The 25,380-nt window shown below is 45.3% G+C and carries 22 protein-coding genes and 1 other annotated feature; of the genes, 4 read left to right on the top strand and 18 right to left on the bottom strand.

Annotated elements, in window-relative coordinates; genetic code table 11:
• Positions 1-94 precede the first annotated feature (94 nt).
• The 7 genes from MHI06_RS13470 to MHI06_RS13440 all read right to left on the bottom strand — a co-directional run bounded on the left by MHI06_RS13470 (position 95) and on the right by MHI06_RS13440 (position 7,863).
• Positions 95-355: a hypothetical protein gene (locus tag MHI06_RS13470; protein ID WP_340401806.1), complete on the bottom strand. Its 261-nt coding sequence runs from the start codon at positions 353-355 to the stop codon at positions 95-97.
• Between the two features lie 291 nt (positions 356-646).
• On the bottom strand, positions 647-1,732 hold the full coding sequence (gene asd / locus MHI06_RS13465; protein ID WP_340401805.1) for an aspartate-semialdehyde dehydrogenase: 1,086 nt from the start codon (positions 1,730-1,732) through the stop codon (positions 647-649).
• Between the two features lie 170 nt (positions 1,733-1,902).
• Positions 1,903-2,179, bottom strand: a binding site (T-box leader).
• Between the two features lie 76 nt (positions 2,180-2,255).
• Complete coding sequence (locus MHI06_RS13460; RefSeq protein WP_340401804.1) at positions 2,256-3,101, bottom strand: class I SAM-dependent methyltransferase; 846 nt, start codon at positions 3,099-3,101, stop codon at positions 2,256-2,258.
• 73 nt (positions 3,102-3,174) lie between these two features.
• Positions 3,175-4,047: a UTP--glucose-1-phosphate uridylyltransferase GalU gene (gene galU / locus MHI06_RS13455; protein ID WP_340401803.1), complete on the bottom strand. Its 873-nt coding sequence runs from the start codon at positions 4,045-4,047 to the stop codon at positions 3,175-3,177.
• A 17-nt stretch (positions 4,048-4,064) separates the two neighbouring features.
• Positions 4,065-4,460 carry a GtrA family protein gene (locus MHI06_RS13450; RefSeq protein ID WP_340401802.1) on the bottom strand — a complete coding sequence of 132 codons (396 nt, stop codon included), beginning with the start codon at positions 4,458-4,460 and terminating at the stop codon, positions 4,065-4,067.
• Entirely contained in the window at positions 4,453-5,439 is a 987-nt protein-coding gene (locus MHI06_RS13445; protein WP_340401801.1) for a glycosyltransferase family 2 protein, read from the bottom strand. Before MHI06_RS13445 ends, MHI06_RS13450 begins: the two co-directional genes overlap by 8 nt.
• Before the next feature lie 240 nt (positions 5,440-5,679).
• Positions 5,680-7,863: a glycosyltransferase family 39 protein gene (locus tag MHI06_RS13440; RefSeq protein WP_340402109.1), complete on the bottom strand. Its 2,184-nt coding sequence runs from the start codon at positions 7,861-7,863 to the stop codon at positions 5,680-5,682.
• Between the two features lie 224 nt (positions 7,864-8,087).
• Between MHI06_RS13440 and MHI06_RS13435 the strand changes: the two genes are divergently transcribed.
• Positions 8,088-8,771: a response regulator transcription factor gene (locus tag MHI06_RS13435; RefSeq protein WP_062834175.1), complete on the top strand. Its 684-nt coding sequence runs from the start codon at positions 8,088-8,090 to the stop codon at positions 8,769-8,771.
• Positions 8,771-10,288 carry an ATP-binding protein gene (locus tag MHI06_RS13430; protein ID WP_340401800.1) on the top strand — a complete coding sequence of 506 codons (1,518 nt, stop codon included), beginning with the start codon at positions 8,771-8,773 and terminating at the stop codon, positions 10,286-10,288. Before MHI06_RS13435 ends, MHI06_RS13430 begins: the two co-directional genes overlap by 1 nt.
• Positions 10,289-10,883: 595 nt before the next feature.
• On the opposite strand, the gene MHI06_RS13425 is transcribed toward MHI06_RS13430, so the two are convergent.
• Positions 10,884-11,594: an SDR family NAD(P)-dependent oxidoreductase gene (locus MHI06_RS13425; protein WP_340401799.1), complete on the bottom strand. Its 711-nt coding sequence runs from the start codon at positions 11,592-11,594 to the stop codon at positions 10,884-10,886.
• Between the two features lie 98 nt (positions 11,595-11,692).
• On the opposite strand from MHI06_RS13425, the gene MHI06_RS13420 reads away from it, so the two are divergent.
• Positions 11,693-12,052 carry a MerR family transcriptional regulator gene (locus MHI06_RS13420; RefSeq protein ID WP_340401798.1) on the top strand — a complete coding sequence of 120 codons (360 nt, stop codon included), beginning with the start codon at positions 11,693-11,695 and terminating at the stop codon, positions 12,050-12,052.
• 157 nt (positions 12,053-12,209) lie between these two features.
• Here the strand turns inward: MHI06_RS13420 and MHI06_RS13415 are convergent, their stop codons facing one another.
• From MHI06_RS13415 to MHI06_RS13395, 5 genes are all read right to left on the bottom strand, one after another.
• A complete protein-coding gene (locus MHI06_RS13415) occupies positions 12,210-12,791 on the bottom strand; it encodes a GNAT family N-acetyltransferase (RefSeq protein ID WP_340401797.1) in 582 nt (193 codons plus the stop codon).
• 44 nt (positions 12,792-12,835) lie between these two features.
• A complete protein-coding gene (locus MHI06_RS13410) occupies positions 12,836-13,411 on the bottom strand; it encodes a GNAT family protein (RefSeq protein ID WP_340401796.1) in 576 nt (191 codons plus the stop codon).
• A gap of 165 nt (positions 13,412-13,576) precedes the next feature.
• Positions 13,577-13,876 carry a hypothetical protein gene (locus tag MHI06_RS13405; RefSeq protein WP_340401795.1) on the bottom strand — a complete coding sequence of 100 codons (300 nt, stop codon included), beginning with the start codon at positions 13,874-13,876 and terminating at the stop codon, positions 13,577-13,579.
• A gap of 159 nt (positions 13,877-14,035) precedes the next feature.
• Complete coding sequence (locus tag MHI06_RS13400; RefSeq protein WP_340401794.1) at positions 14,036-15,799, bottom strand: ATP-binding cassette domain-containing protein; 1,764 nt, start codon at positions 15,797-15,799, stop codon at positions 14,036-14,038.
• The gene (locus MHI06_RS13395; protein WP_340401793.1) at positions 15,784-16,596 is read right to left on the bottom strand and encodes an ATP-binding cassette domain-containing protein; all 813 of its coding nucleotides are present in this window, start codon (positions 16,594-16,596) and stop codon (positions 15,784-15,786) included. The genes MHI06_RS13400 and MHI06_RS13395 overlap by 16 nt, the downstream gene beginning before the upstream one ends.
• 154 nt (positions 16,597-16,750) lie before the next feature.
• Here MHI06_RS13395 and MHI06_RS13390 point away from each other — a divergent pair, with 154 nt between their 5' ends.
• Positions 16,751-17,341: a biotin transporter BioY gene (locus tag MHI06_RS13390; protein WP_340401792.1), complete on the top strand. Its 591-nt coding sequence runs from the start codon at positions 16,751-16,753 to the stop codon at positions 17,339-17,341.
• Between the two features lie 142 nt (positions 17,342-17,483).
• Here the strand turns inward: MHI06_RS13390 and abc-f are convergent, their stop codons facing one another.
• From abc-f to MHI06_RS13365, 5 genes are all read right to left on the bottom strand, one after another.
• On the bottom strand, positions 17,484-18,953 hold the full coding sequence (gene abc-f, locus MHI06_RS13385; protein ID WP_340401791.1) for an ABC-F type ribosomal protection protein: 1,470 nt from the start codon (positions 18,951-18,953) through the stop codon (positions 17,484-17,486).
• Positions 18,954-19,427: 474 nt separating this feature from the next.
• Positions 19,428-21,317 carry a beta-glucoside-specific PTS transporter subunit IIABC gene (locus tag MHI06_RS13380; RefSeq protein WP_340401790.1) on the bottom strand — a complete coding sequence of 630 codons (1,890 nt, stop codon included), beginning with the start codon at positions 21,315-21,317 and terminating at the stop codon, positions 19,428-19,430.
• Between the two features lie 211 nt (positions 21,318-21,528).
• Entirely contained in the window at positions 21,529-22,359 is an 831-nt protein-coding gene (locus MHI06_RS13375; protein ID WP_169481789.1) for a PRD domain-containing protein, read from the bottom strand.
• A 424-nt stretch (positions 22,360-22,783) separates the two neighbouring features.
• On the bottom strand, positions 22,784-24,226 hold the full coding sequence (locus tag MHI06_RS13370; RefSeq protein ID WP_340401789.1) for a 6-phospho-beta-glucosidase: 1,443 nt from the start codon (positions 24,224-24,226) through the stop codon (positions 22,784-22,786).
• A 240-nt stretch (positions 24,227-24,466) separates the two neighbouring features.
• A complete protein-coding gene (locus MHI06_RS13365; RefSeq protein WP_340401788.1) occupies positions 24,467-25,297 on the bottom strand; it encodes an amidohydrolase family protein in 831 nt (276 codons plus the stop codon).
• Between the last annotated feature and the right edge of the window lie 83 nt (positions 25,298-25,380).

The following is a 25,380-nucleotide window of genomic DNA, read 5'->3' as shown; positions in this document are numbered from 1 at the left end:
GAATAATCAAAAAAAACGCCGACATGATTGTCGGCGTTTTGATTTGTGTTGCTATTATTACTATAATGCTACGATACTGCTACGTTTCGTAAACCTAGTAATCCGTTCCTGAAAATGCTGCTGTTAAACCTAAAGCTAAGATAAGAATGTAAAACACAATTCCGATGGCTAACCACAACAATGATGCTTTTGCGTAATTTGCTTTGGAAGGGTTGGAATTACCAAACGCCCACACAAACAACATGATGATGTTAACAAGTGGAATAGCCAAAAGCAATAACGTGAGCATCCAACTACCAAAACTAACTGGCTGTGGTCCTGGTTTATGTACGGCTTGATTAGGAGCTGCTTGCATAATAATAAAGTCCTCCTTTCTTCGTCTATATAATAGCTACCTGCTAAGACAATGTCCTTCTAAATTAGAGAAGAAACGTTTGCCGTTAATAAAATAACTGAAATCTCATGATTTTACAATGTAATATTTTCCATATAAAAATTAATATAATAAACCCCTGAATCGCCGCATAAGTGAACCTGCTTCACTTACCAATGTTGGGTCCACAATAGAAAAAAACCATCAACGAGTGATGGTTTTCATTTAATCATTTTTTTCAGAAATCTGTTGCTGCTCATAAATCTTTCATGCTTATTTCGGCTGAATATATCCTTCAGCTTTGAGCAGTTCTGCGATTAGAACCGCACCACCTGCTGCTCCACGCAACGTGTTGTGGGACAATCCCACGAATTTGTAATCATAGAGTGAATCTTCGCGAAGTCGGCCTGTGGAGACACCCATTCCGCGTTCGATGTCACGATCCAGTTTCGTCTGTGGTCTGTTTTCTTCTTCAAAATACGTAATGAATTGTTTCGGTGCGCTTGGCAGAGCCAGCTCCTGTGGACGGCCTTTGAACTGCAACCAACGCTCCAGAATTTCGTCTTTGCTTGGTTTTTTCTCGAAGTTTACAAACACGGTAGCCAGATGCCCATCCGTTACAGGAACACGAATACATTGTGTTGTAATTAATGGAGCCGATGCTTTGACGATCTGATTGTTTTCGATGCTACCCCAGATCCGCAGTGGTTCCTGCTCACTCTTCTCTTCTTCGCCACCGATGTATGGAATGACATTATCGAGCATATCAGGCCAGTCCGTAAAGTTTTTACCTGCACCAGAGATTGCTTGATACGTGGAAGCGACAACCTGAGTCGGGTTGAAATCACGCAAGGCGTGCAGTGCTGGCACATAGCTCTGAATCGAGCAGTTAGGTTTCACTGCAATGAATCCGGTTTTCGTACCCAGACGTTTGCGTTGAGCTTCAATCACGTCCAGATGTCCCGGGTTAATCTCAGGGATAACCATAGGTACATCAGCCGTCCAGCGATGAGCCGAGTTGTTAGACACGACAGGGGTTCCTGTTCTAGCGTAAGCTTCTTCGAGCGCTTGAATCTCATTCTTTTTCATATCAACCGCGCAGAAAATAAAATCAACTTGGCTGGCAAAAGCCTCTACCTGGGAAGCATCCTGAACAACGATTTTCTTCACAGCTTCCGGAATAGGAACTGCCAGTTTCCATCTGCCTTGTACGGATTCTTCATATGTTTTACCTGCCGAATTGGCGCTTGCAGAAATTGCTGTTACTTCAAACCATGGATGTTGATCGAGCAGGTCCACAAAACGCTGACCTACCATTCCCGTTCCTCCGACGATACCGACTTTCAATTTTGCTGACATTCAATCATCATTTCCTTTCGGTTTGAGTGATTCTTCTCTTGAATCAATATCATAACTCACTAAAAACGTATTATGAAATGGACTCCTTAATTAACACTATTCAGGCAATTCCAAAGCGTGTAATCACAGCCTCGGAAAAACCAAAAAAATCCCATCCCCAAGACAATAGTCTCAGGGACGAGATTGAATTCTCGTGGTACCACCCAGATTCGCCAATATGTCACCATATCCGCCTCTTCAAGTAAAGGATTACAACCATGTTGCTAGCTGTAGACCGTTCATACTCTAGCTCTGTAACAGGAGCTCCTGTCACACCATCCCTTAATGCTAAGTTCCGATGTGCTGCTCTGAGTCTTTATTCAATAAAAGATTCTTTACTCCTTTTCAGCTGCCGGAGCTCTCTTTGAAAGAATGACTTTTATCTACTCGTCTCTTCGTCGCATTTGATATTGCGATTATAATATCAAAATTACCATCGTGAAGTAAACACATTTTTTAAAATTTGCTGCAAATGGCTATTTCTTTACTGCTTTTTAGCAACAATCGCATATGTTCCCAGTGGACTCCCAGGCCCCGAGACATGATGTGTCCTAAGTAATTTCAGTTCGGAAAGAAGAAGTGTTTTCACTTTGTCCGGGATCGGAAGCATTTGCAGTTCCACAGGCGCTTCTGCCAGTGTCATTTCGGTTTCCCAGCGACCGTCCTGCAGCTCGGGAGAATGGATCGAAGTCTCTTCCTTAATCGTCCAGCCCGCCGCAGAGACAAGCTCTTGGATATCCAACGGTGTAAAGAGCGTGCGCACATTGGAGAAGCTGTTCTCCTTGTAACATTCGACCTGGGATTGAATTAGAACGGATAACCAATGTGAGAGCTGGCTCACATCTGTAACTCGTGCATCCCATTCAGCGAAACATAACTGATGTCCCCACGTCCTAACCTTGGTAAGAATCTGGGCGAGTTCGTCAAACGATTTCAAGTACCAAGAACAATGGGAAAGTACGATAACATCAAACTCATTCTCGGCGAATTGAACCTGATCACTTAGAATATCGAAATCATAATCCATTCGAATTCGGTCACCCAGCGGAGATTTCCGAAGCTTGGTTGCCGCTTCCCCTACGGTCAGCGGTGCACCATAATCCTCTGCTGCAATATCTACACCATGAACGTACCCGTGCTCCCCCACCAGATGTGCAAGCACGGCCGTTGTATCTCCCTGACCACATCCGATTTCCAGAACGCGGCTACCTTTCTGTATTCCCCAAAAGAGTCCCAGCCTCATCCGATGCTCGGTCTGGATGTACTGAATGGCGGCGTTGTCCTCCACGTCCATATACTTAATAAGGTCCCTGATGATAGATTCATTCATGATTCCTCACTCCTCAAAGAGCAACTTGAACTTCTTGCTAATTGTAGCGTTACTGGAAGCTACATATCAATCCCTATGCCCACTGGGTTACAAGCTTCTGAAGATAAGGTGTCAGCATGGGCTGTAATTCCTTGCGCATCAGTCCAATCTCCAAGATTGCCTGAATATATCCGAATTGATCGCCTATATCGTAGCGACGTCCTTCCAGTTCAAGCGCCAATAGTTCCTCCGTCTGACTTACTTCTTTCAAAGCATCCGTTAACTGATATTCCCCTCCAGCCCCTCTCTCGATCTGATTCAGAATGGGAAAGATGGAAGGTTTCAGAATGTATCGTCCCATTACAGCTGTTCGGGATGGCGCTTCTGCAAGAGAAGGTTTTTCGACCAGATTGGTGACCCGGTGAACCCGGTCCTCTACCCCATTCGAATCAATAATGCCATATTTGCTCACATTTGCCGCGTCTACCTGACGGACACCGATGATCTGGTTGCCTGTCTTTTCGTAGAGATGCACCATCTGTGCAAGTGCAGGCGGATCAGACACCATAATGTCATCTCCGAGCAATACAGCGAAGGCATCATCCCCTACAAATTGCCGTGCACACCCAATGGCATGCCCCAGTCCAAGCGGTTCCTTTTGACGAATAAAATGAATATTTGCCATCTCGCTGATGGCCTGCACCTCTTCCAATAAGGACTGTTTGCCCTTGGCATATAAAGAATGTTCAAGTTCAACCGATTTATCAAAATGATCCTCTATGGATTTTTTGTTGCGTCCGGTCACAATGAGGATATTCTCAATGCCTGACTGCACCGCTTCTTCAACGATGTATTGGATGGCCGGTTTGTCCACAATCGGTAACATCTCTTTTGGCTGTGCTTTTGTCGCTGGCAGGAAACGGGTTCCGAGACCCGCTGCCGGAATAACTGCTTTTTTAATTCGCATCTCATCATACACTCCTTTCATTTGATAGCTAAACGAAACACCCAATATCTGCTAGCCATATAGTTCAGAACCATTCCCATCAAGGTTGTCAGGGTCTTGCTCATCACAAGACTCCAACCTAGCATGTTGTGTAAAGACATCAGAATCTGGGCGGATAAAACGAGAACGACGAGATTGGTGATTAGAAAACGAATAAGTTTCGCTCTTTCGTTGCCCTCTCTTGCCGCATCTCGAAAAGTCCACCTGCCGTTCAGCCAATAACTGTTCGCAACACCACAGCTGTACGAGATTACCTGGGCAATCAGAAGCGGTACACCGATCACTGCGAGCAAGGCAAACATCACTGCATCCACTGTCGTATTCGCGACACCCACAATTCCGAACTTGAAGAGTGTGACCAGACGATTAGTCATGGTGAGCGACTCGGGCTGTCAATCGGGATTGAGCTTGCTGGCCCTCGGCCTGAACCACGTCTCTCACAATGTATAGCGGACGTGCCTTGGTCTCATCATAGATTCGGCCAACGTACTCGCCCAGAATGCCCAGCATGATCAGGATGAATCCGTTAAACATCAGCATGATACTAACAATGGATGGCCATCCTTTAATGGTTGAATCCGTAAAGATCGCCGAACCAATCACCGTTAACATATAGATGAACCCGCCTACCGACAGGATCGCACCTACATAACCTGCGAGCTTGAGCGGTTTATGCGAAAATGAAGTAATGCCATCCAGGCTCAGCTTCAGCATGCGTTTCAGCGGATATTTCGTTTCACCCGCCAGACGTTCATCACGTTCGTATTCAATGGCAGTCTGACGGAATCCAACCCAACTGACCAGCCCGCGCACGAACCGGTTTTTCTCCGGAAGACGTTTCATCTCATCACATACTTTGCGGTCAATCAGGCGAAAATCTCCGGTGTCCACCGGAATATCCGTATCCGTCGACGCACGCAGTACACGGTAGAACAGGCTTGCCGACCATTTCTTGAAGCGGGTTTCCCCACTGCGTCTGGTGCGACGGGCATACACCACTTCATAGCCCTCTTTCCACTTGACGATCATATCCAGTATCAGTTCGGGAGGGTCCTGAAGATCCGCATCAATAATAACGACCGCATCCCCCGCTGCATAATCCATGCCCGCTGTTATCGCAATCTGATGTCCGAAGTTACGGGCAAAATCAATCAGTTTCACACTCTCGTCCCAACGTGCGTAATCACGGATCATCTGTGCACTTCGATCCACGCTGCCATCATTGACAAACAACAGTTCATAACTCTCTCCTGTGCCGCCCATGACCTTCTTCAGACGCCGATAAGTCTCCTCGATCACCGCTTCCTCGTTATACATGGGAATAATAATGCTGTATCGGTACTCGTGAGCCATGTTTGTCCCCTCCCTTTTCCAATGGACTTCGTTCGAGATTTTTATTCTATACAAATTGAACTAAAAAATATTTACACTGCACACTTCGATGACAGACCAACCTTCCAATCGCTGTTATCCCCAGATTTTTTTGATTCCCTTTTCCTAAGGGAAAATCCGGAGATAAAGGCGAACGCTTCGCTTTTTCAGGTTTTTCTGTCCTCTCCGTTATTGTGTAAATGATAAGTTCAATTTATATAGCTACAATTTCACTTCGTACAAGGTGGTCTGTCCGCCAAATCCGAACCCGAATCCAAATCCAAGTCCAGCTTCATTCTCCGTGTCACCGTTATCCATGGATCCGCTGTCGGTACCTGTCTTCCATTCTGACGTTGGAATCTCGGTTCCGTGTTCCTTGATCCAATCGCTAATATCCGAGTTCCCTCCACGTCCACCCATGCCACCAACCATGAAGTACTTCACTTGACCACTCTTGACGAGTTGTTCCAGTTCCTCCGTTGTGTACACCGGGTCTGACCCGGAGAAACCTCCGAGCGTAATGACCGCTGCTCTTTCATCGATGATATAAGGCGCTGCCTGATTATAGTCTGTTGTCGCGAAGAGATAGGTTTCGCCTGTATTGTGCTCTTTCAGATAATTCAGTGTAGCTATATCGACTTCTTCGTTACGGTTGCCCATTCCGCCGCGTCCACCCGTTGAAGGCATTTCTGTTCCTTCTGCACCGTTACCCATCGTCATGCCCATTCCTGCTCCACCAAACATGCTATTGGAACCAGTAGGTCCTGCTGCAGGAATCATACTGTTACCACCATAAGTAATTGGGGTGAATGCCCAATAGATTGGACCAATCAGCATGACCACGAATCCTGCGACAATGAAGCCCTGTTTCCAACGATGTGTACGACGCAGCATAACGACCAGGATGACCGTGACCAGAATGCCTGCGATTAATTCACTAATGGACCAGCCTACACCAATCGTATCGTTATACACCTGCATGATGTACCAGCCGAACAAGGTCGTTAGCAGCACGGACACCGGAAGCAACCAGGCCTGCCAGCCAATTCGTTCACGATATAACTTCCACATAGCTACATATCCTGCGCCAGTCAGCGCCGCAATTGGAGGTGCAAGCATAATCAGATAATATTGATGGAAGAAACCTGCCACACTGAAAAAGGCAGCAACAGTAAGCAGCCAGGCCAGCCAAAATAAAGCCTCCTTGTGCTTGTTCGTAATATTTCTCCGTCTTAACCCTGCAAATATGGCAATGCATCCAAGCAATACAACTGGCAGAAGCCAGCTGGCTTGACCTGACAGTTCAGTCTGGAACAGACGCAGTGGACCTTTCTCCCCCGTACCAAACATTCCTCCCATGCCTCCGCCACCATTACCGCCGAAATTTCTTCCGTTTGGCATTTCCATATCATTCGGCATCTGCCCATTCGGGAAATTGCCATTCGGCCCATTCATACCGCCCATGGCATTCATGCCGTTCGAACCATTCATATTATCGTTATCCGATGCATTGACATCTTGCCCCGTGCCAGGGGCACCACTACCCGTCTGATTAGGAGCAGAAGTCGAATCCCCTCGATTGCCACGATTATTGCCCTGTCCAGCAGCGTTCGGCATCCCCGCGTTACCTGCTGTGTTCTGCTGACCCGTTAGACGGGACAGGCCATTATATCCAAATGCCAGTTCCATGACCGAGTTTGTTTCACTGCTGCCGATATAAGGCCGCTCGTCTTCGGGTATAGAATCCACAGTGACCGCCCAGGATAAGGAAACCACCGCCAGAACCGCTGTGCTGCCGATCAGCAGGATGATCTTCCTTCTCCACTTCGCCTGAAATGCGAGCAGATAGAACAAGTAAAACGCCGGGAGAATCATGTAGGCTTGAAGCATTTTCATATTAAAGGCTAAGCCTATTAATCCAAAGGCAACCAGAATACGCCAAGCACTGCCTTGTTTGCTACCTTTGAACAAAAACCATGAACCCAGCATCAGCGTAAACACCAGCATGCTGTCAATATTGTTGGTCCGGCTGACTGCGGCCACGACAGGCACAGTCGCCATCGTAAATGCCGAGATTCGTGCTGCTGCAAGACCATATGTAGGTTTCACCATGAAATAGATCAGGAGTACCGAACCGATTCCCGCTAATACTTGAGGCAAAATAACACTCCATCCGTGCAATCCGAATACATAGGCAAAGGCCGTCTGGATCCAGAAGACAACAGGTGGTTTGTCAACAGTTACCGAGCCTGCCGAGTCGAGTGATGCATAGAAAAAGTTATGGAAGTTGCTGAGCATACTGCCGACGGCGGTCGTATAATAGGAATTGGCATATTGATCGTTCCAGATACCGTACCCATTCAGAAATGCCGCCAGTAATACAATCGGTAGAAGGACAAGATCCATCCTTCTTTTGGTGTTATTCAAGGTTACTCACTCCTTATTAGTTCTTCATGTCTAGTATTGTGACATGCCAAAATAAAGCTGGGATGAGTGCCCGCTGAATGTTGTCTGAGGATAATTCCCAATCCTTTCAGCTAAATTTCAGTTTGGCAAGCGATAATACTACATACAGTCCTTCGAAGTGAGGGAGAAATCTAGATGGATCAAGCAAGGAGAGAACGTACATTATGAAGCTTAGCAGCGGAATTAAAATACTATTGGCTGATGATGAACCACATATTTTGCAATTTCTGGAGCTTGGATTAAGTAATGAAGGCTTCGATGTGCGTACAGCACCCGATGGAGCAGCTGCACTTGAGTTGGCGCTTGAATTCAGACCACATATGGCTATTCTGGATGTCATGATGCCAGAGATGGATGGTTTCGAAGTGGTCGAGCGTCTGCGTAAGACCGGAGCCCAGGTTGGCGTGATTATGCTGACAGCGAAGGACGAAGTCGAGAATCGGGTTAAGGGCTTGTGGCTCGGGGCTGACGATTACATGATCAAGCCCTTTGCCTTCGACGAGCTGCTCGCCCGGATTCAGGCCAGACTACGTAATCAATTTCCTTTATTAATAGGAGCCGTCACTCATGGCCCATTCCGAATTGATGATCAGCGCAAAGAAATCACCTATCAGGATCAGGTCCTGGAGTTATCTCCTACCGAATACGAACTGTTAAAATTTATTGTGCTTAATCATGGGATTGTACTCAGCAAAGCGACCATTCTGAGCCGTGTGTGGGGGTATGATTTTGGCGGGGAAGAAAATATTGTAGAGGTATACGTCCGCTCCTTGCGTGACAAACTCGGGGATAAAGAGCATAGACTCATTCGCACACTTCGGGGTGTCGGGTACAGGGTAGATCTCTGATGAATTCGCTGCCTAAGAAAAATAAACTTCGTTTAGGACGTCTTCAGCAATGGATTTGGCCGCGTTCCCTGCGTTCGCAATTGCTCTCACGTTCTCTGTTCGTGCTTGCCGGGCTGTTATTGTTAATCGGTATTCTGCAATTCTGGATCATGGAAAGTTTTCTCTACCGGAATCAGGCAAAAACCATGGAAGAACAGCTCATGTCCATGCCCCCGGTTTGGCTCGGAATCCAGTCACGTAGCGGCTCTTCCAACAACCCTTTCGGTGGACAGGCAGGTAACGGGTCTGGCAATCGGGTATTGTTTATTCCTGACCGTTCACTTGCTCTGTTTGATAACCAAGGTACGTTCGAGGATGTTTTTGGGGAAGACGGTCTGAACGCCCCTCATCTCTCAACCGCTGAATATCAGGACATTACAAATGAGTTAAAAGAACAAAAACATATTCCCTACCGGATCGTAACGGATAGCCAAGGGAAGGAGCAATTGATTGTCTTCGCCTCACCAGGTCCGCGCAATCGCGGCTTACCGATGGTCCAGATGGGTACGGCTACGAAACCACTGAGAGATCTGATTATTAAACAACTTCTGATCTTCATCATGTTATCGCTGTTAGCCATGGTAGCCGGTCTTATTCTGTACACCAAGGTATTACGCCGGACGCTCGTTCCCCTGTCTAACATGGTGAATAAAGTACAGCAGATCGATGCAGGAAGTCTCGCAGATCGCCTTCCCGTCGTTCAGGGACAAGAAGAAGTGGACCAGCTCGCACTTTCATTCAATGGCATGCTTGAGAGGCTCGAGAACTCGTTTGAAGCGGAGCGGGAATCGAAAGATCAGATGCAGCGTTTCTTGTCCGATGCTTCTCATGAGCTGCGTACCCCTCTGACCTCCATTCATGGATTTATTGAAGTTCTGCAGCGGGGTGCAGCTACCAATCAAGATCAACTATATAAAGCGCTAGACAGCATGCACGGCGAATCGGTGCGAATTAACAAATTGGTCGAAGATTTATTGTTACTAACCAAGCTGGATCAGGCTCCAAAGCAGGAACAGGAAGTAATTCAGCTGGACAGTCTGTTACTCGAAATGCAACCACAACTGACCATGATGGCTCAGCGGAGGTCCATTCATCTCGACCTGACGGCTGCGGTCCATGTTCTGGCTGATCCTTATAAGCTGAAGCAGGTTGTGCTGAATCTGTTCCATAATGCGGTGCAGCACACCGATCCAGAGCATGGGGCCATCTCCATAACGTTATATGCCACGCACCATAAGGCTGAATTGTCCGTAAAGGATAACGGCATGGGCATTGAACCTGAACATCTGCCCCATATCTTTGAGCGATTTTACCGCACAAGCACTTCTCGTTCGCGAAAACAAGGGGGCGCAGGTCTCGGTCTCGCCATTACCCGCTCGATTGTGGAGTCGTATGGTGGGAAGATTACAGTACGAAGTCAGTTAGGCTTGGGAACGGAATTTATGATATTGATGCCACTGTATAAGGCTGATGTCTAGACTGAGCTTCGGCTGCAAGTTGCTATAAGTTGGCTACAAGCAGCTCTACGTAAGATCTACTTGATCATTTCGCAAGATATAGGCAAGCTCTCCAAATGCTGCTTTTCTTCCATCTTCATTCCGCCTTTTCATTGCATGACGAATCCCCCTCTCATTTCGGTTGAGAAATGAAAGGGGGATTCTTTTTGTATCCGATTAGTAGAGTGGTAGCCCCATTGGCTCAGGCTTTCAGGCTAACGAATCTGAGACGTCTTATTCAAGGACTTGGAGCGTCCGCAGAGATCTAATGAACCTGAGCCCCGTTATATTAGAACAAACACCTGCGTACAGCGTTTTTGTCAGGAAGTTTTCGAAAAAAGCGTGTCTGATGTTCTCTTACAATTGCAGAAGCATACCTAAAGGCCGAATAAGACGTCCTCTGTTCGTTAGAAAATCGTCTAGGTATTCGTCAAGATCAGCCATCTTGGACCTCAAGACTTTTGAGGCCTTGGTATCCATCATCGTATAGCTTCCGTAAATTTGAATATGAGTTTGAGTTTGAAGATACACGCTCTAAAATGCATCTCGATCTATTGTTACTTTTGGCAACGTTGGATTACCAAGGGTATACGCCATTTTCATCAAGGAATTCTCCGTTATGGCGTTTACCATCCGTCGCATAGCCCACGATAATTGCAGCGCCGGCTTCTTTTGATTTACCGCCTTCGGCATTGCCGTTAAGATCGGTTGATGTGAATCCGGGCGTTACCGCAAAGACTTGAGCCCTGCTGTTTTTCACTTCATAAGCCATCGAAAGTGTCATGGCGCTGTTGGCCGTTTTGGATGAGTTATAATCGAAGGCATTTAACGTAAATTCCGCATTTTGCATATGGTCCAGAGAAGCCATGTCGGTTGATACATTAATGATTGTGCCTTCATTATTTTTGATTAACGGGAACAATCGCTGATTCAAACGGAAGGTGCCGAAAAAGTTGACTTCAAAGGCGTTCCGCAGATCTTTCTCTCTGGTATCCGTAAAAGACTGAGAGAAAGCACCCGGCATACCAGCGTTATTGATCAAAAGGTTTATTGTGGGATAAGTCTTGTTAACCGTGTCGGCTGCCTGCTCGATGCTTTTCAAGTCACTCATGTCGATCTGTACAAATTCTACGTCTAATCCTCTGGAAGATAATTCGGAAACAGCTGCTTCACCCCGTTCGATACTTCGTGCGCCAAGGATGACTTTCCATCCTGCTTCACCTAATTGCTTTACAATTTCATATCCAATTCCTTTATTTGCTCCGGTTACAAAGACAGTCTTTTTCATGCGGATCCTTCTTTCCCTAAATTGATTTATATTTAACAATGTATAAGTTACTATGCTACACTTAGTGTAGGTCAAATTTTTTATAAAAGGGGTTTAACATGTTAACCATTGGAGAAGTAGCGAAAAAAGTCGAGGTCTCGATCGGAGCGATCCGCTTTTACGAAAGGAAGGGACTGTTGAAACCTGCTGCGCGAAGTGAGCAGAATAACCGTCTTTATTCGGAGGATGATCTGAACTGGCTGGTTTTTATCAAATGTCTTCGCGAAACCGGGATGAGTGTGGAAGACATCAAAAAGTATTATGACCAGGTAAATGAAGGTACCTCCACCCTGAAGGAAAGAACCCAACTGATTGAAGATCAAAAGCAAAAGTTGTTGAATGATATAAAGGAGAAAAAAGCGCAACTTGTTCATTTGGATAACAAACTGGAGCGCTATTATCGCGGAGAAAATTATTAATATAAGCTTGTCCTATAGACTAAACGACGAAAAAAATCAGGCAGCCAGTAATAACTGTCTAACCTGATTTGAAATGCTAATGTTATAGCTATTTTCAGGGGACTATGTTTTTGCCCTGACATCATCACGTCAATACATTCATCTTGAGACAAATGTATTAAACTTGACCTTGTTGCTTACGCAGTTGGTAATGGTTATACTTTTCATTTTCGATCTCAATCGAGCTGCCCCGTTCAAAATCACACTTCTGTATTACCTTATTAGAAGCTTGATTGGTAATCAATGCGATGGCATTCAACACCTCAACGTTTGTATGTTCAAATAAATACTCCGTCATTCCTTTTACTGCCTGGGTTGTATAGCCACGGTTTCTGAAATCTTTCGAAATACCGTACATAATCTCCCGATTGGGTGCTGGCAGTTCGTCCTTGATCCCTGAGCAGCACCATCCTATGAACTCATCATTTTCTTTGAGTACGATAGCCATACGTAAATATAACTCTCCGATATCCTCTCCCGCCAAAACAACTTGTTTAAACTTCTGATTCTCAGGGATTTCATATTCGCCGAGCCAAAGGGCTCTCTCTTCAATCGTAGCGTTCCATCCTGGTAGGGACTCATACACCTCGGGTTGCCAAGTAATTTCCTGCAATTTCTCCAAATCCTCAAGTCGATACTCGCGCAAATAAATATCCTTGCAATTGATGATTAATTCATCGTTTTGTACATATTGATTCATAGTTCCTCCTACTACACACTTAATTTCAGCTTATTAGCTTTACTTCAAACAAGGTCCTCTTTTTCCATAAACTCATCTTTGGTTAATCCAAAGAGGATCAGATCCTGGTATTTTCCATCCGTATAGATCACCTGGCGACGCACGCCTTCCTGGACACAGCCAAGCTTTCTCATCATCGCTGCGGAAGGTTCATTTCCTTCGAGTACATAATCATTGAATTTGTTGAGTCTGCGCTCGAAAAAAGCATAGTTCAGCAAGATTCGAACGGCTCTGGTTCCGTATCCTTTTCCCCGATGATCCCTGTCAATTTGAATGCCAATGCTAAAGGTACCGTTCCTTTCATCAATGCTATTCAGATTCACACCTCCGACATTTTCACCATCCATATTTACAATTGTAAACATGATCCGTCCTTTGGTTAAAGAAAAATCAGAGAAGTTTTCCGTGAAACTCTTCGCTTCAACTTGGGTTGGCGGCAACTCTACTGCACACTCCAATAACCGACGGGCAGGTGTATCAAAGCGGTTATAATAATGATCCTCCCAATCTTCCTCACGCAAAGCACGCAATCTAACCTTATCATCCTGCCAGAAATATTGACTATAATCGATCTCTCTCATTCCGAATCCTCCGTATATCCAACCGAATTTTTACTGTAAGCTACAAATATAATAACCCATAATGTGGAATTAGAGGAGATTTGTTTTACTATCACACTAACGAAAATAGCCCCCGAACAGGACAAACCTGTTGGAGGCTACGCTCTATTTTATATCCATATGTCATTACGATTCTTCCGGGTATTGAGGCTTGGACACGTTATCCGGAACTGTTTGGTCGAAAACATCCTGACCCGGATAATCCCGTATATCTCCTTCGTGAAGCTCATGATTTTCATAATCAAAACGATGTGCAGACCGCTGATCCACCCGCCACGGAGAACTTTTCCCAAGAGATTCAAATAACAAAGATGAACCGTAAGGACCCTCCGGGAATTCTTCGAGTGTGATATCGTTTCGTTGCGACTCCACCGTAGATACATCGGTATATTCTTGCCGTTCTTCACGCAAAAACTTATCTTTCATCGTTTATCCCTCCTGATCCACTTCAGATGACCAACGTCCACTTATTGTGAGCGAGGACAAACGCATTTATGCATGATCTTTGGAAAACACTGCGTTTATGGTTCTAATCCATCGTCTTATTCATCACCGGATTAATCACGTTAATCATCGCCATCACAATTAGCGAACCCATATTAAAAGTACAAAAACAATGAGGCCAGCCATGCTAATCCAGGTATCACGTTTGGACCATACCAATAATGATGAACGTCCTCCGAGCGTAGTGTGCTCTCTAACTTTACGCATTTCCATCGCAATGGTCATATCCTCTGCACGTTGGAACAGTGCCATTAACAAGGGAATCACCATCGGACCCAGGTCACGAATTCGAACGGTATTTGGTCTTAAAGCCGCCTTTCCACGTGCCCGAACGATCAGTGAGAATCGCTGCCACTCACTCCAGATCATCGGGATAAACCGAAAGATTAACGATACAGCAAGAGCAAACGAAGCTACGGGCAACCTGATCTTTTTACCGATACCGAGTACCCAGTTAAGCCCTTCTACCATTCGCCCATAAGGTGTCGTCAACGAAAACCAAAGGCTTGCCAATGTGACGATAAATAAACGATACACATTCAGCAAAGTGCCCTCCGCCTGACCCAGGGAAAAGCCAAAGTGCAGACCTCCTCCCTCTGTTGAAAGTGTTGTCCCAGATAACGCCGTTGAGATGATGAAAAAGAATAATAATGGCTTCATTAACTTCATACATCCAGCCAAAGTCTGACGCGGGAGCACGGCAAGTGCTCCTACTACCGGCACCAGTGTTAACGTCAATCCCAGCCATCGCTGTTGAAGCATAGCTGCGGTGACCAGCAAAATATACAAAATCCATTTCAGACGCGGGTCCATAACGCCATATAATCCGCCTGAATGAGTCAATGTGTTCGGAAGAAGCTTTGAATCATCCTCAATTTCAATGGACGACAGCATCCGTGCTTCTTTTTCATACTTCAGTACATCGCTCTTGACTTCCATCGTTACCGTCGCTGATGCTTCTTTCGATCCGTTCTGAATCCCCACCTCAACTGACGTGGACTGAACAATGCTTTCAGCCATCTCTTCTGGCGTCATCGCGGTAAAAGGCAGATCAAGACCCGCAGCTCTGAACTGCTGTGCCAATCTCATCGAAGGTGGCAGTCCGATCCCTGTTTGCTCCAGCAGTTCAGGTCTTTTGTGAAGTTCTCTAGGCGTAAGATCAGCGATTAAACGGCCTTCCTGCAACAATAATACTCGATCCGCACAAGGCAAGAAGGTATCCAGATCATGAGTTGCAACCACGACCCCACCGCCTACCAGACGATGTTGCTCCATTGCATCTAGCAACAGTCCGACACTTTGCGCTTCCAACCCAGCACTCGGCTCATCCAGCAGAAGCCATGGTGGATTGGTCACACTTCCGAGAGCAAGTCCAAGCCTGCGCTTCTCTCCACCACTTAGAGCAAATGGCGACCTGTCCAGATGAAATCGCCGCTCCAGCTCCGGAGATACTGGCGGGTCCCATTGGTTGAGTGCTTTTGTGATCTGCTCTTGTTGTTCGTTCTCGGAAAGTCGATAAGGACGCAGAGAATATGTGAATTCACGCTGAATGCTCCGGGCAAACAGTTGTTGTTCCGGGAATTGAAATACCAGCCCCATCTGCAATAAAATCGACTGCGGCACTTTCCCTTCGCGCCAGAAAGGCGTACCATCCAAGGTAATGCTCCCTGCATTAGGTGGTTGTAGGCCCGCCAGTGTCTGTAGTAATGTCGTTTTTCCCGAACCCGTACAGCCCAACAGCAAGGTGATTTCCCCACTGTTCAAGTGAACAGTTACATCTTCGAGCAGTGCACGTTTGCTCGAATCCGATGCTTCTATACGTATATTGGTTAATTCAATCTCCAACGTGCGACCTCCTTAGCCAGTTGCTCGGGTCGTAATGGCATGGCTTCTGGCAGCATGCCTTTTTGCTTGAGCAATAACGCAGTCTTTACAGTGAACGGAGCGTCTAACCCTAACCGATCACAAGCGGATAGCTGCTCATTTTCTCCAGTAATTTTCTCTTTCGTCTCTGTGTTATAGAAAAAGGACTCCGGCTCCCCGTCGTACACACAACGCCCCCGTTCAATAGCAATAATTCGATCACACAGCGTTGCTTCCTCCAGATGATGTGTTATCCAGATTACCGTTGTCCCCCGCTCGGTAATCTTCTGAACGATGGTCTCGATGCGGTCTCTTGCCCCTGGATCAAGCATGGCTGTCGGTTCATCCAGAATCAATACATCCGGTTTGGCCGCGAGCGCTACAGCGATGTTAAGCAACTGTTTCTGTCCACCCGATAATTGTGAGATGGCCGTATCCGGCGGATAATGAAGTCCTACAGTATGTAATGCGTCCTGTCTGCGCTCCGATTGTTCTTCTACAGTATTCATTAATGGTGACAACGCAAAATGAAACTCCTCTTCAATCGTATCGCCCAGTACCTGTGCATCCGGTTGCTGCAATACACCCCGAACGGTTAGTTCATCCGAGATATTCCGCACCCCTCCCGAGAGCGGAGTGAATCCAATCAGTAGTCCAGCGAGCGTACTTTTCCCACTGCCATTCGCCCCTACAATACTAATCCATTCCCCTTGATGCAGTGTAAGTGAGGCCCCATCCAGCGCTTTCCTCACCTGACCACCTTCGGAAGCATAATGCACTCTAACATCTTCTAATATCATTATTGGCAGGTTGCCTTGCATTGTAAATTAGTCCTTTCCCTTTCTATTGTTATGTGGTACGATCCTAATCGTTAACCACGTATTTTAAATTGGTTAACAATTATATTAACAAAATGGAGAGGATTGTTCAAACATGAAATTATCTTTGCGAGGCATTGTATTTAGCGCACTTATGGCCGCAATTTTAGTGCTTTTTGGTTACATAAGCATTCCCATTGGCTTCTCCCCTGTACCGATAACATTACAGACTTTGGCTGTCATGCTGGCTGGAGGGTTACTTGGTCCACTTTATGGCTTTCTAAGCGTTACCATGGTTGTTCTGCTCACCTCTCTTGGTTTCCCCTTACTGCACGGGACCGGAGGACTTGCGGTGCTTCTTGGACCTACCGGGGGATATGTGATGATGTGGCCGATCTCCGCATTATTGATTGGATTGCTACTTGCACGAATCAACATCAAAGGTGTCACAGGATTCATTCTCGCTTTTATCATATTTGAACTGTTTGGTTCACTGCTCGTGTATGTATCTGGGGTCCCTTGGCTTGCCTATGCATATAAAATGGATCTACCTGAGGCCATGATTCAAGGGTTTTATCCTTACATAATTGGGGATCTGATCAAGGCTGTATTTGCTGCCATCATCATTGCGCCCGTGCGCATGGTTTTCCCACCTCAACGTCTCACAGGTAACATGCATTCCACGGTTATAAAGGCGGATTCTTAATAGAAGCTACATAAGCTAACTAATCTGCCTATCTTTGAAAACGACGAAACCGCCAAAATCACTTTGGCGGTTTTCGTTACTTCTCTTCCTCGAAGATTGTTCTGTTATAAGAGTGTCCAGTGTTAATATTCTTTAGTTCAACTTATATATTCACCTGAATTAATTGACGCTCTGTAATCTGAAATTGTTGATCCGCTGTATTTTCAATAAACCTCAGATCATGAGATACATACAGAATCGTTCCTTCATAGGCCTTGATAAAACGCTCCAACGCTTCCAATGCATGCATATCAAGAAAGTTCGTCGGCTCATCCAACAATAGAATGTTATATTGTCCAAGAAACAAGTGACATAATTGAAGACGAATCGCTTCCCCTCCACTTAATGTCCCAACATCTTTTAGCAAATCATTACCTGTGAATTGCATCGCATGCAACGCACTTCTGAGCTCTGATTCCTCATATTGCGAACGATTCTTCAGGAATTGTAAAACGGTCTCTTTTGTCGTGAAACGATAGCTCATTTGCTGAAAATAACCGAGCTTTGCTTTTGGAGACATTGTAATGTGATCTCCAGCATGAAAAACATGGTTAAGCAATGTGCTTTTCCCACTGCCATTGGCTCCGGTTATCACTATTTTTTGTTTTAAAGGAACCTGAAAACTTACATCCTCCAATAATACGTGGCCTTCTACCTCAAGTGTAAGGCGATCTGCCATAATCGGAAATCGATTATGCAGCTCCAGTGTCTTTGGCTGACGGAAGATCATAGGCCGATCCTCTTGCACCGCTTTTACCTCGTGAAGTTGTTGCATCCGCTGTTCAATCGCTTTAGCTGCGCGGTGTACCGCTTTTTGACTGGTACCTTTGGATTTCGTTTCAACCATACGGTTTGTTTTTGCCTTGGATTCTTTCTTGGACATGCTTCCGGCCTGCGTTATTTTCTCGGCTTTCTTCATCTTTTCCCGGGCGGCCAGCTCCAATCGTCTTTTCTCCTTCAAGAACTGTTCATGGGCCTGATTTTGCTGTTCACGCTCCAGCCTCTTCTGTGCCTGATATTCGCTATAGTTGCCGGAATATACGCGAACCTCACCTTGATGGATTTCCCAGATCGTGGTCACCAGTTCATCCAGAACCGCACGATCATGACTGATCAGCACAAGCGCCCCATAGTAATAACGCAATTCATCCAGCAAAAATGTAATGCCCTCTTGATCCAGATGTGTTGTTGGTTCATCCAGTAACAATACTTCATGGTAATGAGTGAACATTTGAGCCAGTTTCAAACGGGTTTGTTCTCCGCCGCTCCCTAGTTGGTCATGTTGAGGTATAGCTAATTTACTCAGTAAAGCCCCATCAACTTCCAGATTTCCATTAGACTGGGGAGGTTCCACCTGTTCCAAATAGCCAAACTCCGCGTACCGTTTTACCTTTCCGGCTGTTGGCTGGATCTGTCCTGCAATGAGTTTCAATAACGTACTTTTACCTTGACCATTCCCACCTACTACACCGATGCGATCTAATTGATGCACAGCCAGTCGCTCAATGTTCAGTACTGCTCTATCCAAATAGGTCATCTCAACCTGTTCTAATTCAAAACATATCTTTTCCATATTCGCTACCTCCGAAATAAGATTTATTTCGTATCGATAGCGAAGCATGCTTCTATCGATACGAGCTTATCATGCCAGCTCGTATCAATAGAACAGTAACGTCATCATAGCGGTACCTCCAGTAGTTTGTATTGAACGCTATATCTAATCAGTTAAGTGATAAGAAAAACAAAAAATCACAGGCCAGGGCCTGTGATTCAATGTAAACGGGAAAACGAGTAAAACCATTATTATAAGGTCAGAATGATTGAAAATGACTGACTGATCCCGTTTACTCTGAACCAACGGTCAGAGCCTTTGAACGTATTCAATTACCGGTTCAAAGTGAGGAAGCGCAGTCTCATCGCATGTGTCATGTTCAATAATCCACCTTTCATTATCATGTAATAGATGTACAACTCCAATTATAATTTTCCAATTCCACCATGTCAACGGAACCATGAAAATACGACAGCATCGGATTAGTACGTCAATCTACTTTTGTTCCTGACCATTACCACTACTTAATTTTAATAGAAGCTCTTGGCTACTAACCTGTCCTGTAGCCTGTGGAATCACTTCTTCGTAGTTGGCTGAGTTGGTTACAATAATAGGCGTTACCGTGTGATAACCAGCAGCCTTAATCTGTGCAATATCGAACTCAAGCAACAGATCTCCCGCTTGAACCCGATCGCCTTCTTTGATATGGGAGACAAAATGTTGTCCGTCCAATTTAACGGTATCGACTCCAACGTGAACCAATATTTCAGCACCCGTGTCTGATACAACAGCCAAGGCATGTTTTTTCTTGAATGCAACGGTAACTGTACCGTCAAAAGGCGCTACGACTCTGCCTACAGCTGGCTCGATCGCAATTCCTTTACCCATTGCTCCCGATGCAAATGCCGGATCTGGAACTTCCGACAATTCCACAATTGTTCCTTCGATTGGGCTAAATACATCTTCGTCCGAAGCATTCGCTGCACGAACAGGTTTCTCGGCAGATGCAGTAGGTTCGGTTTTTGTTTCTTCTTCGACCGGATCTTTAAAGCCCATGATGTACGTCAGTACAGCCGAAACAACAAACGATACTACGATACCCAGAATCAATCCTGGGAAACCTTGTCCACCTGGCCCGTAGAAGATTGGCAAGGTCAGCAAGCCCGGTGCGCCGGATGCGAATGCCAATGTACCCGCTTGACCAATGATAGCTCCACCAACTGCACCACCGATAACTCCTGCAATGAATGGACGTTTCAGTGGTAATGTTACCCCATAGATGGCCGGTTCCGTAATACCGAACAAAGCCGTCAACGTGGATGATCCCGCCAATGTTTTGAGTTTTTTGTTCTTGGTTTTCAACATTACCCCAAAAGCAGCACCCGTTTGAGCAAAGATCGAAGCTGTCGCAGCTGGTTTAACACCATCCTGTCCATATACAGCAACGTTATTAATAAATACTGGAATCAGACCCCAGTGTATTCCGAAGATAACGAGCAGCTGCCAGCTTGCACCCATAACGGCTCCTGCGAGCAATGGACTGAATCCAAATGCGGCAACCAGTCCAGCTGCAATTCCATTTCCAACGTATACGCCAAATGGTCCGAATACAAGCAATGTCAGAGGTACCATGATCACTAGTAAAAACAAAGGTGTAACAAAGTTTTTCACACTATCGTGAAGAGTCTTATTAAAGAACTTCTCCAACTTGCTCATGACAATGACAGCTAAAATGATAGGAATAACCGTAGATGAATAGTTCATCAGGATTACAGGAATTCCGAAGAAATCTGTGGGTGTTCCCTCCGCTTTTAGCGTAACGATCGAAGGATAGATCAACGCACCCGCAATCGTCATCGCTACAAACATATTACCCTGGAATTTGCGAGCTGTTGTAACCGCTAACAACAGAGGCAGGAAGTAGAAGAGACTATCTGCTGCTGCATACAGGATCTTATACGTTGTTTCTGTCGTTTCCAGCCATCCGATATTGCTTGCAATCAACAATAACCCTTTAAGAATACCGGCTCCTGCCATAACACCAAGGAGCGGTGCAAATATGCTGGATATGATATCGATAATACCTCCGAGCCCTTTGGCTGCTTTGCGAGGTTTTTCTTTATCTGACGAATCGTCCAGAATGTTACTGATCTGTCCAATGGCACTGTAGACTTCAGGCACCTTGTTACCAACTACCACCTGGAACTGGCCGCCATTTTCTTTGACTGCGATGATGCCTTCTGTTCTCTCCAGTTTGGCTTTGTCTGCCTTGGCATCGTCCTTCAATACAAACCGTAATCGTGTTGCACAATGAACCAGTGATTCCACATTTTTCTCACCGCCGACCAGTTCTACAATCTCTTTGGCCAGTTTCTCTTGACTCATGATCTGCACCCCCACTTTTTCTCAAACAGGCCATTTACCGATTTTTTTGCACGCAAAAAACCTAAGCCTTGAGTGAGGAGACACAATGGTCCTGATCTTCTCATGACTTAGGTTTTGCCTGCATAACCAGTAACAATCCCAGTTAAATCGTATTCAATTCCTGTTAATCACATATTATTATAATTAAACCATTTTTGTCAACATTTAAATATTATCGATTAACCACTCGTTCGATATGAACCGTCAGATACAATTTTTCTTCATTGGTCAGCTCGTGGTTGTATTCCTTTTTGACAAACAATTCAATTTTCTCCGTGCACGCTGCCGCATCCGGATGCTTCTCTTTAATCATGTCATAGAAATGATCATAGTTGTTGTCGTAATGCGTTCCACTGAGCACACGCTGAGAGAAGAACTTCAGATGTGTGATGAAGCGAAAATAACTGAGGGAATCCTCATCAAATTCCATTTTGAAATGATATTTCGCTATATTAATAATTTGCTGGATAAACTTCGTAATATTCATCGTCGTTATGACTTCTTCATTCATCTCTGCGTTGACAATGTGAAGAGCAATATAAGCGGCTTCATCGGGTGGAAGCTCAATATTCATGCGAGTGTTGATCTGTTCCAGCGTCCTTAGTCCCAGTCCGAATTCGGGCTTGTACAATTGCTTAATCTCCCACATTAATGCGTTCTTGATCTCCACCCCTTCCCGATAGCGTTCGATCGCGAAGTTTATATGATCCGTAAGGGATACATAGATGTTCTCATTCAGCTTTCGGCCCAGATGGTCACGCGCATACGTGATGATCTCTTCCACAATTTCAATCAGTTCCATCGGAACTTCGCGCAGCAGCATTTTGAAATTATCGGATGTTTGTTTGTTTTTCAATGCAAATACTTTCTGGATGCGGGTCTCGTCTACTTTATCCCCCGGCTTTTTCTTAAAGGCAATCCCACGTCCCATCACCACAAGCTCTGCTCCATCCGCCTGATAGATGCTAATGACGTTATTGTTGATAACCTTTGCTATTTTCACTTCAATCCCCCCGTCACGTTCCACTCTCTTGGCAGTTATACATCGTCTTTTGGGCATACAAAAAAAACCTGAAGCATCACAAAATAAACAAGACATGGCGGTCTGCTTTTTTTGGTGCTTAGGTTTTGCCTACGTCATGTAGTAACAATCCCAGAAACGATATAATTGCGTCAAGTATAGCGCGAACCTGACTATATGTCAACGCTTTCAATGTGAGGACAATCGGAAGTCCCATGGTTATATAAATTGAACTAGAGAATATTTACACTAGCTACTCCGATGACAGAACAACCTTCCGATCGATGTTATCCCCAGCTTTTTTCTGTCCTCTCTGTTTTGTGTAAATGTTTAGTTCAATTTATATAGATGAAACTTCCGATGTTTTATTGCCGTACAAGACCATTTTAACTCAGAAAAATATAAACTACGCGTCGCCCAGGTTCGTTCCGTTAGATTCGATCACATTTTTGTACCACTCAAAACTCTTCTTCTTCAGTCGTGTCAGCTCACCTTGACCTTCATTATTACGATCCACATAAATGTAGCCATAGCGTTTTCTCATCTCACCTGAGGAAGCACTCACAATATCAATAGGTCCCCAGCTGGTGTAACCGATGATGTTCACACCATCCTGAATGGCCTCACCCATTTCAGCTACATGCCGTTTCAAGTAGTCAATCCGGTACGCATCATCGACTTCACCTTCTGGTGTAACTTCGTCATTGGCGCCAAATCCATTCTCAACGACAAACAGTGGCTTCTGATAACGGTCATGCAGTTGATTGGCGGTAATACGGAACCCTTTGGGATCAATCGTCCAACCCCATTCAGACTTCGCCAGATATGGATTGGCAACCGAGCCAAATACATTACCACTGGTCATATTTTTGATAACTGCCGGATCGGTGCTGGTTGTACGACTTGAATAGTAGCTGAACCCGATATAATCTACGGTATGATTCTTCAAGATTTCTGCATCACCCGGCTGCATAACGATGTTCAATTCGTGATCCTTGAAGAAACGTTTGGCATAACCCGGATATTCCCCACGCGACTGCACATCGATGAAGAAATAGGACTCTCTATCTTTTTCCATACCCTTGAACACATCTTCCGGATTACAGGTATACGGATAGAAGCTTCCTGCCGCGAGCATGCACCCAATCATGGCACCAGGAATAATCTCATGACATGCCTTGACTGCCAGTGCACTTGCAACCAGTTGGTGGTGAGCAGCCTGATATTGAATTTCCTTGATGTTATCCCCTTCATTGAACGCCAGTCCCGCCCCAAGGAACGGAAGATGTAGCAGCATGTTGATCTCATTGAATGTCATCCAGTATTTCACCTTGTCTTTGTAACGAGTGAATACCGTTTTAGCGTAAGTCTCGAATAAAGTTACCAGTTCACGACTTCTCCAGCTGCCATACTTCTCGATCAGGTGCACAGGCACATCAAAGTGAGCCAATGTAACCACAGGTTCAATGCCGTTTTTCAACAATTCATCAAACAGGTTATCGTAAAATTGTAATCCCGCTTCATTCGGCTGCGCATCTTCTCCTGTCGGGAAAATCCGTGCCCAGGCAATGGAAACACGCAATGCTTTGAATCCCATTTCTGCAAATAAAGCAATGTCTTCAGGGTAACGGTGATAAAAATCGATTGCTTCATGCGAAGGATAGAACTCGGTAGCGAGCGGCGTAAAGGCCGGAACATGACCTTTCATAATACTTCTGCGGTTCTCTCCTGTCGGAAGCAAGTCAACGATACTCAGCCCTTTACCATCTTCCAGATACGCGCCCTCAGCCTGATTGGCAGCAATGGCTCCACCCCACAGAAAGTCTTTAGGAAATTTAAAATTCGTCATCATCATTCTCCTTCCAAATATGTAATTCAGCTACCCGCTCCAATCGTTAGAAACATTAAAAAGACAAAATAGAAAAAACCCGAACCAGCCTGGGTACACGATTACGTGTAAACAAGCCAGCTCAGGTTATGCCCATATCGGTAACATTCCCAGATCATGATTATGCGGATTGGATAAAACTTTAGCAAGAATCAGAACAGTTGTCAACTTTTTGAAACCGGTATAGCTTCGGATTGCCCACTACGATATTTGATAGAACGCAGCACATGTGCCGCCAAGAATCATCTGTTGATCTGCTATAGGTAGGGCATTAATGCGAGTTATAATGAGACCGTATACATCAGAATACGTAGCTGAAACGTTGCTCACGGGCCAGTCGGACCCGAACATTAACCGTTCCGCACCAAAGGCTTCTATGGCGATATTCAGATAGGGTGTAAAATCCTTTGGAGTCCAATTTGCCCAGTCTGCTTCCGTCACTATCCCTGAAAGTTTACAGTATGCATTCGGTTGTGCGGCCAATGACTCAAGTGCTTCTTTCCAGGGTGAGAGTATACCTGATTTTATGTCGGGTTTGGCTAGATGATCCAGTACAAATCGCTGTTCAGGAAATGCCTTAACCAGTTCAACGGCATAAGGCAGTTGCTCCTTGGATACTAACAGGTCATATGCCAAATCATACTCTTTGAGTAATGAAATCCCCCGCTGAAAGTCTTCTCTCAATACATACTTCAGATCAACTTCATCCTGTATGACATGACGTACGCCCTTCAGACACGGATTGGACGCGAACAATTCAAGCTGAGTCCGAACTTCATCCGAACAAAGGTCCACCCATCCGACTACACCTTTGATACATTCGTACCGATCTGCCAGCTGCAGAAGCCACTCGGTTTCTGTCAGTGATTGTCTGGCTTGTACTACAATACATCCGTCCATTCCTGATTGGACCAATAAAGGTTCAAGATCTTCCGGGAGAAAAGATTGACGAATGGCCTTCATCTCTTCTCCAATCCATCCGTAATCGGCGACATTGTATTCCCAGAAATGTTGATGTGCGTCCAGCTTCATATTACATCCCTCCCAGGGTATTTAAATCTAATTATCATTAAAAAGCAACCTTATGATTTTCATTTCCAATGAAATACACGATC

The organism is Paenibacillus sp. FSL H8-0079 (assembly GCF_037991315.1).
Taxonomy (GTDB): Bacteria; Bacillota; Bacilli; order Paenibacillales; family Paenibacillaceae; genus Paenibacillus.
The sequence above is the reverse complement of the archived record's forward strand: the minus strand, read 5'-3'. Positions and strand labels throughout refer to the sequence as shown.

What these genes read in the sequence shown, in the direction of transcription:
- MHI06_RS13470 (WP_340401806.1), bottom strand. Translation starts at nt 355, where the DNA reads ATGCAAGCAGCTCCTAATCAAGCCGTACATAAACCAGGACCACAGCCA.
- asd (WP_340401805.1), bottom strand. Translation starts at nt 1,732, where the DNA reads ATGTCAGCAAAATTGAAAGTCGGTATCGTCGGAGGAACGGGAATGGTA.
- MHI06_RS13460 (WP_340401804.1), bottom strand. Translation starts at nt 3,101, where the DNA reads ATGAATGAATCTATCATCAGGGACCTTATTAAGTATATGGACGTGGAG.
- galU (WP_340401803.1), bottom strand. Translation starts at nt 4,047, where the DNA reads ATGCGAATTAAAAAAGCAGTTATTCCGGCAGCGGGTCTCGGAACCCGT.
- MHI06_RS13450 (WP_340401802.1), bottom strand. Translation starts at nt 4,460, where the DNA reads ATGACTAATCGTCTGGTCACACTCTTCAAGTTCGGAATTGTGGGTGTC.
- MHI06_RS13445 (WP_340401801.1), bottom strand. Translation starts at nt 5,439, where the DNA reads ATGGCTCACGAGTACCGATACAGCATTATTATTCCCATGTATAACGAG.
- MHI06_RS13440 (WP_340402109.1), bottom strand. Translation starts at nt 7,863, where the DNA reads ATGGATCTTGTCCTTCTACCGATTGTATTACTGGCGGCATTTCTGAAT.
- MHI06_RS13435 (WP_062834175.1), top strand. Translation starts at nt 8,088, where the DNA reads ATGAAGCTTAGCAGCGGAATTAAAATACTATTGGCTGATGATGAACCA.
- MHI06_RS13430 (WP_340401800.1), top strand. Translation starts at nt 8,771, where the DNA reads ATGAATTCGCTGCCTAAGAAAAATAAACTTCGTTTAGGACGTCTTCAG.
- MHI06_RS13425 (WP_340401799.1), bottom strand. Translation starts at nt 11,594, where the DNA reads ATGAAAAAGACTGTCTTTGTAACCGGAGCAAATAAAGGAATTGGATAT.
- MHI06_RS13420 (WP_340401798.1), top strand. Translation starts at nt 11,693, where the DNA reads ATGTTAACCATTGGAGAAGTAGCGAAAAAAGTCGAGGTCTCGATCGGA.
- MHI06_RS13415 (WP_340401797.1), bottom strand. Translation starts at nt 12,791, where the DNA reads ATGAATCAATATGTACAAAACGATGAATTAATCATCAATTGCAAGGAT.
- MHI06_RS13410 (WP_340401796.1), bottom strand. Translation starts at nt 13,411, where the DNA reads ATGAGAGAGATCGATTATAGTCAATATTTCTGGCAGGATGATAAGGTT.
- MHI06_RS13405 (WP_340401795.1), bottom strand. Translation starts at nt 13,876, where the DNA reads ATGAAAGATAAGTTTTTGCGTGAAGAACGGCAAGAATATACCGATGTA.
- MHI06_RS13390 (WP_340401792.1), top strand. Translation starts at nt 16,751, where the DNA reads ATGAAATTATCTTTGCGAGGCATTGTATTTAGCGCACTTATGGCCGCA.
- abc-f (WP_340401791.1), bottom strand. Translation starts at nt 18,953, where the DNA reads ATGGAAAAGATATGTTTTGAATTAGAACAGGTTGAGATGACCTATTTG.
- MHI06_RS13380 (WP_340401790.1), bottom strand. Translation starts at nt 21,317, where the DNA reads ATGAGTCAAGAGAAACTGGCCAAAGAGATTGTAGAACTGGTCGGCGGT.
- MHI06_RS13370 (WP_340401789.1), bottom strand. Translation starts at nt 24,226, where the DNA reads ATGACGAATTTTAAATTTCCTAAAGACTTTCTGTGGGGTGGAGCCATT.
- MHI06_RS13365 (WP_340401788.1), bottom strand. Translation starts at nt 25,297, where the DNA reads ATGAAGCTGGACGCACATCAACATTTCTGGGAATACAATGTCGCCGAT.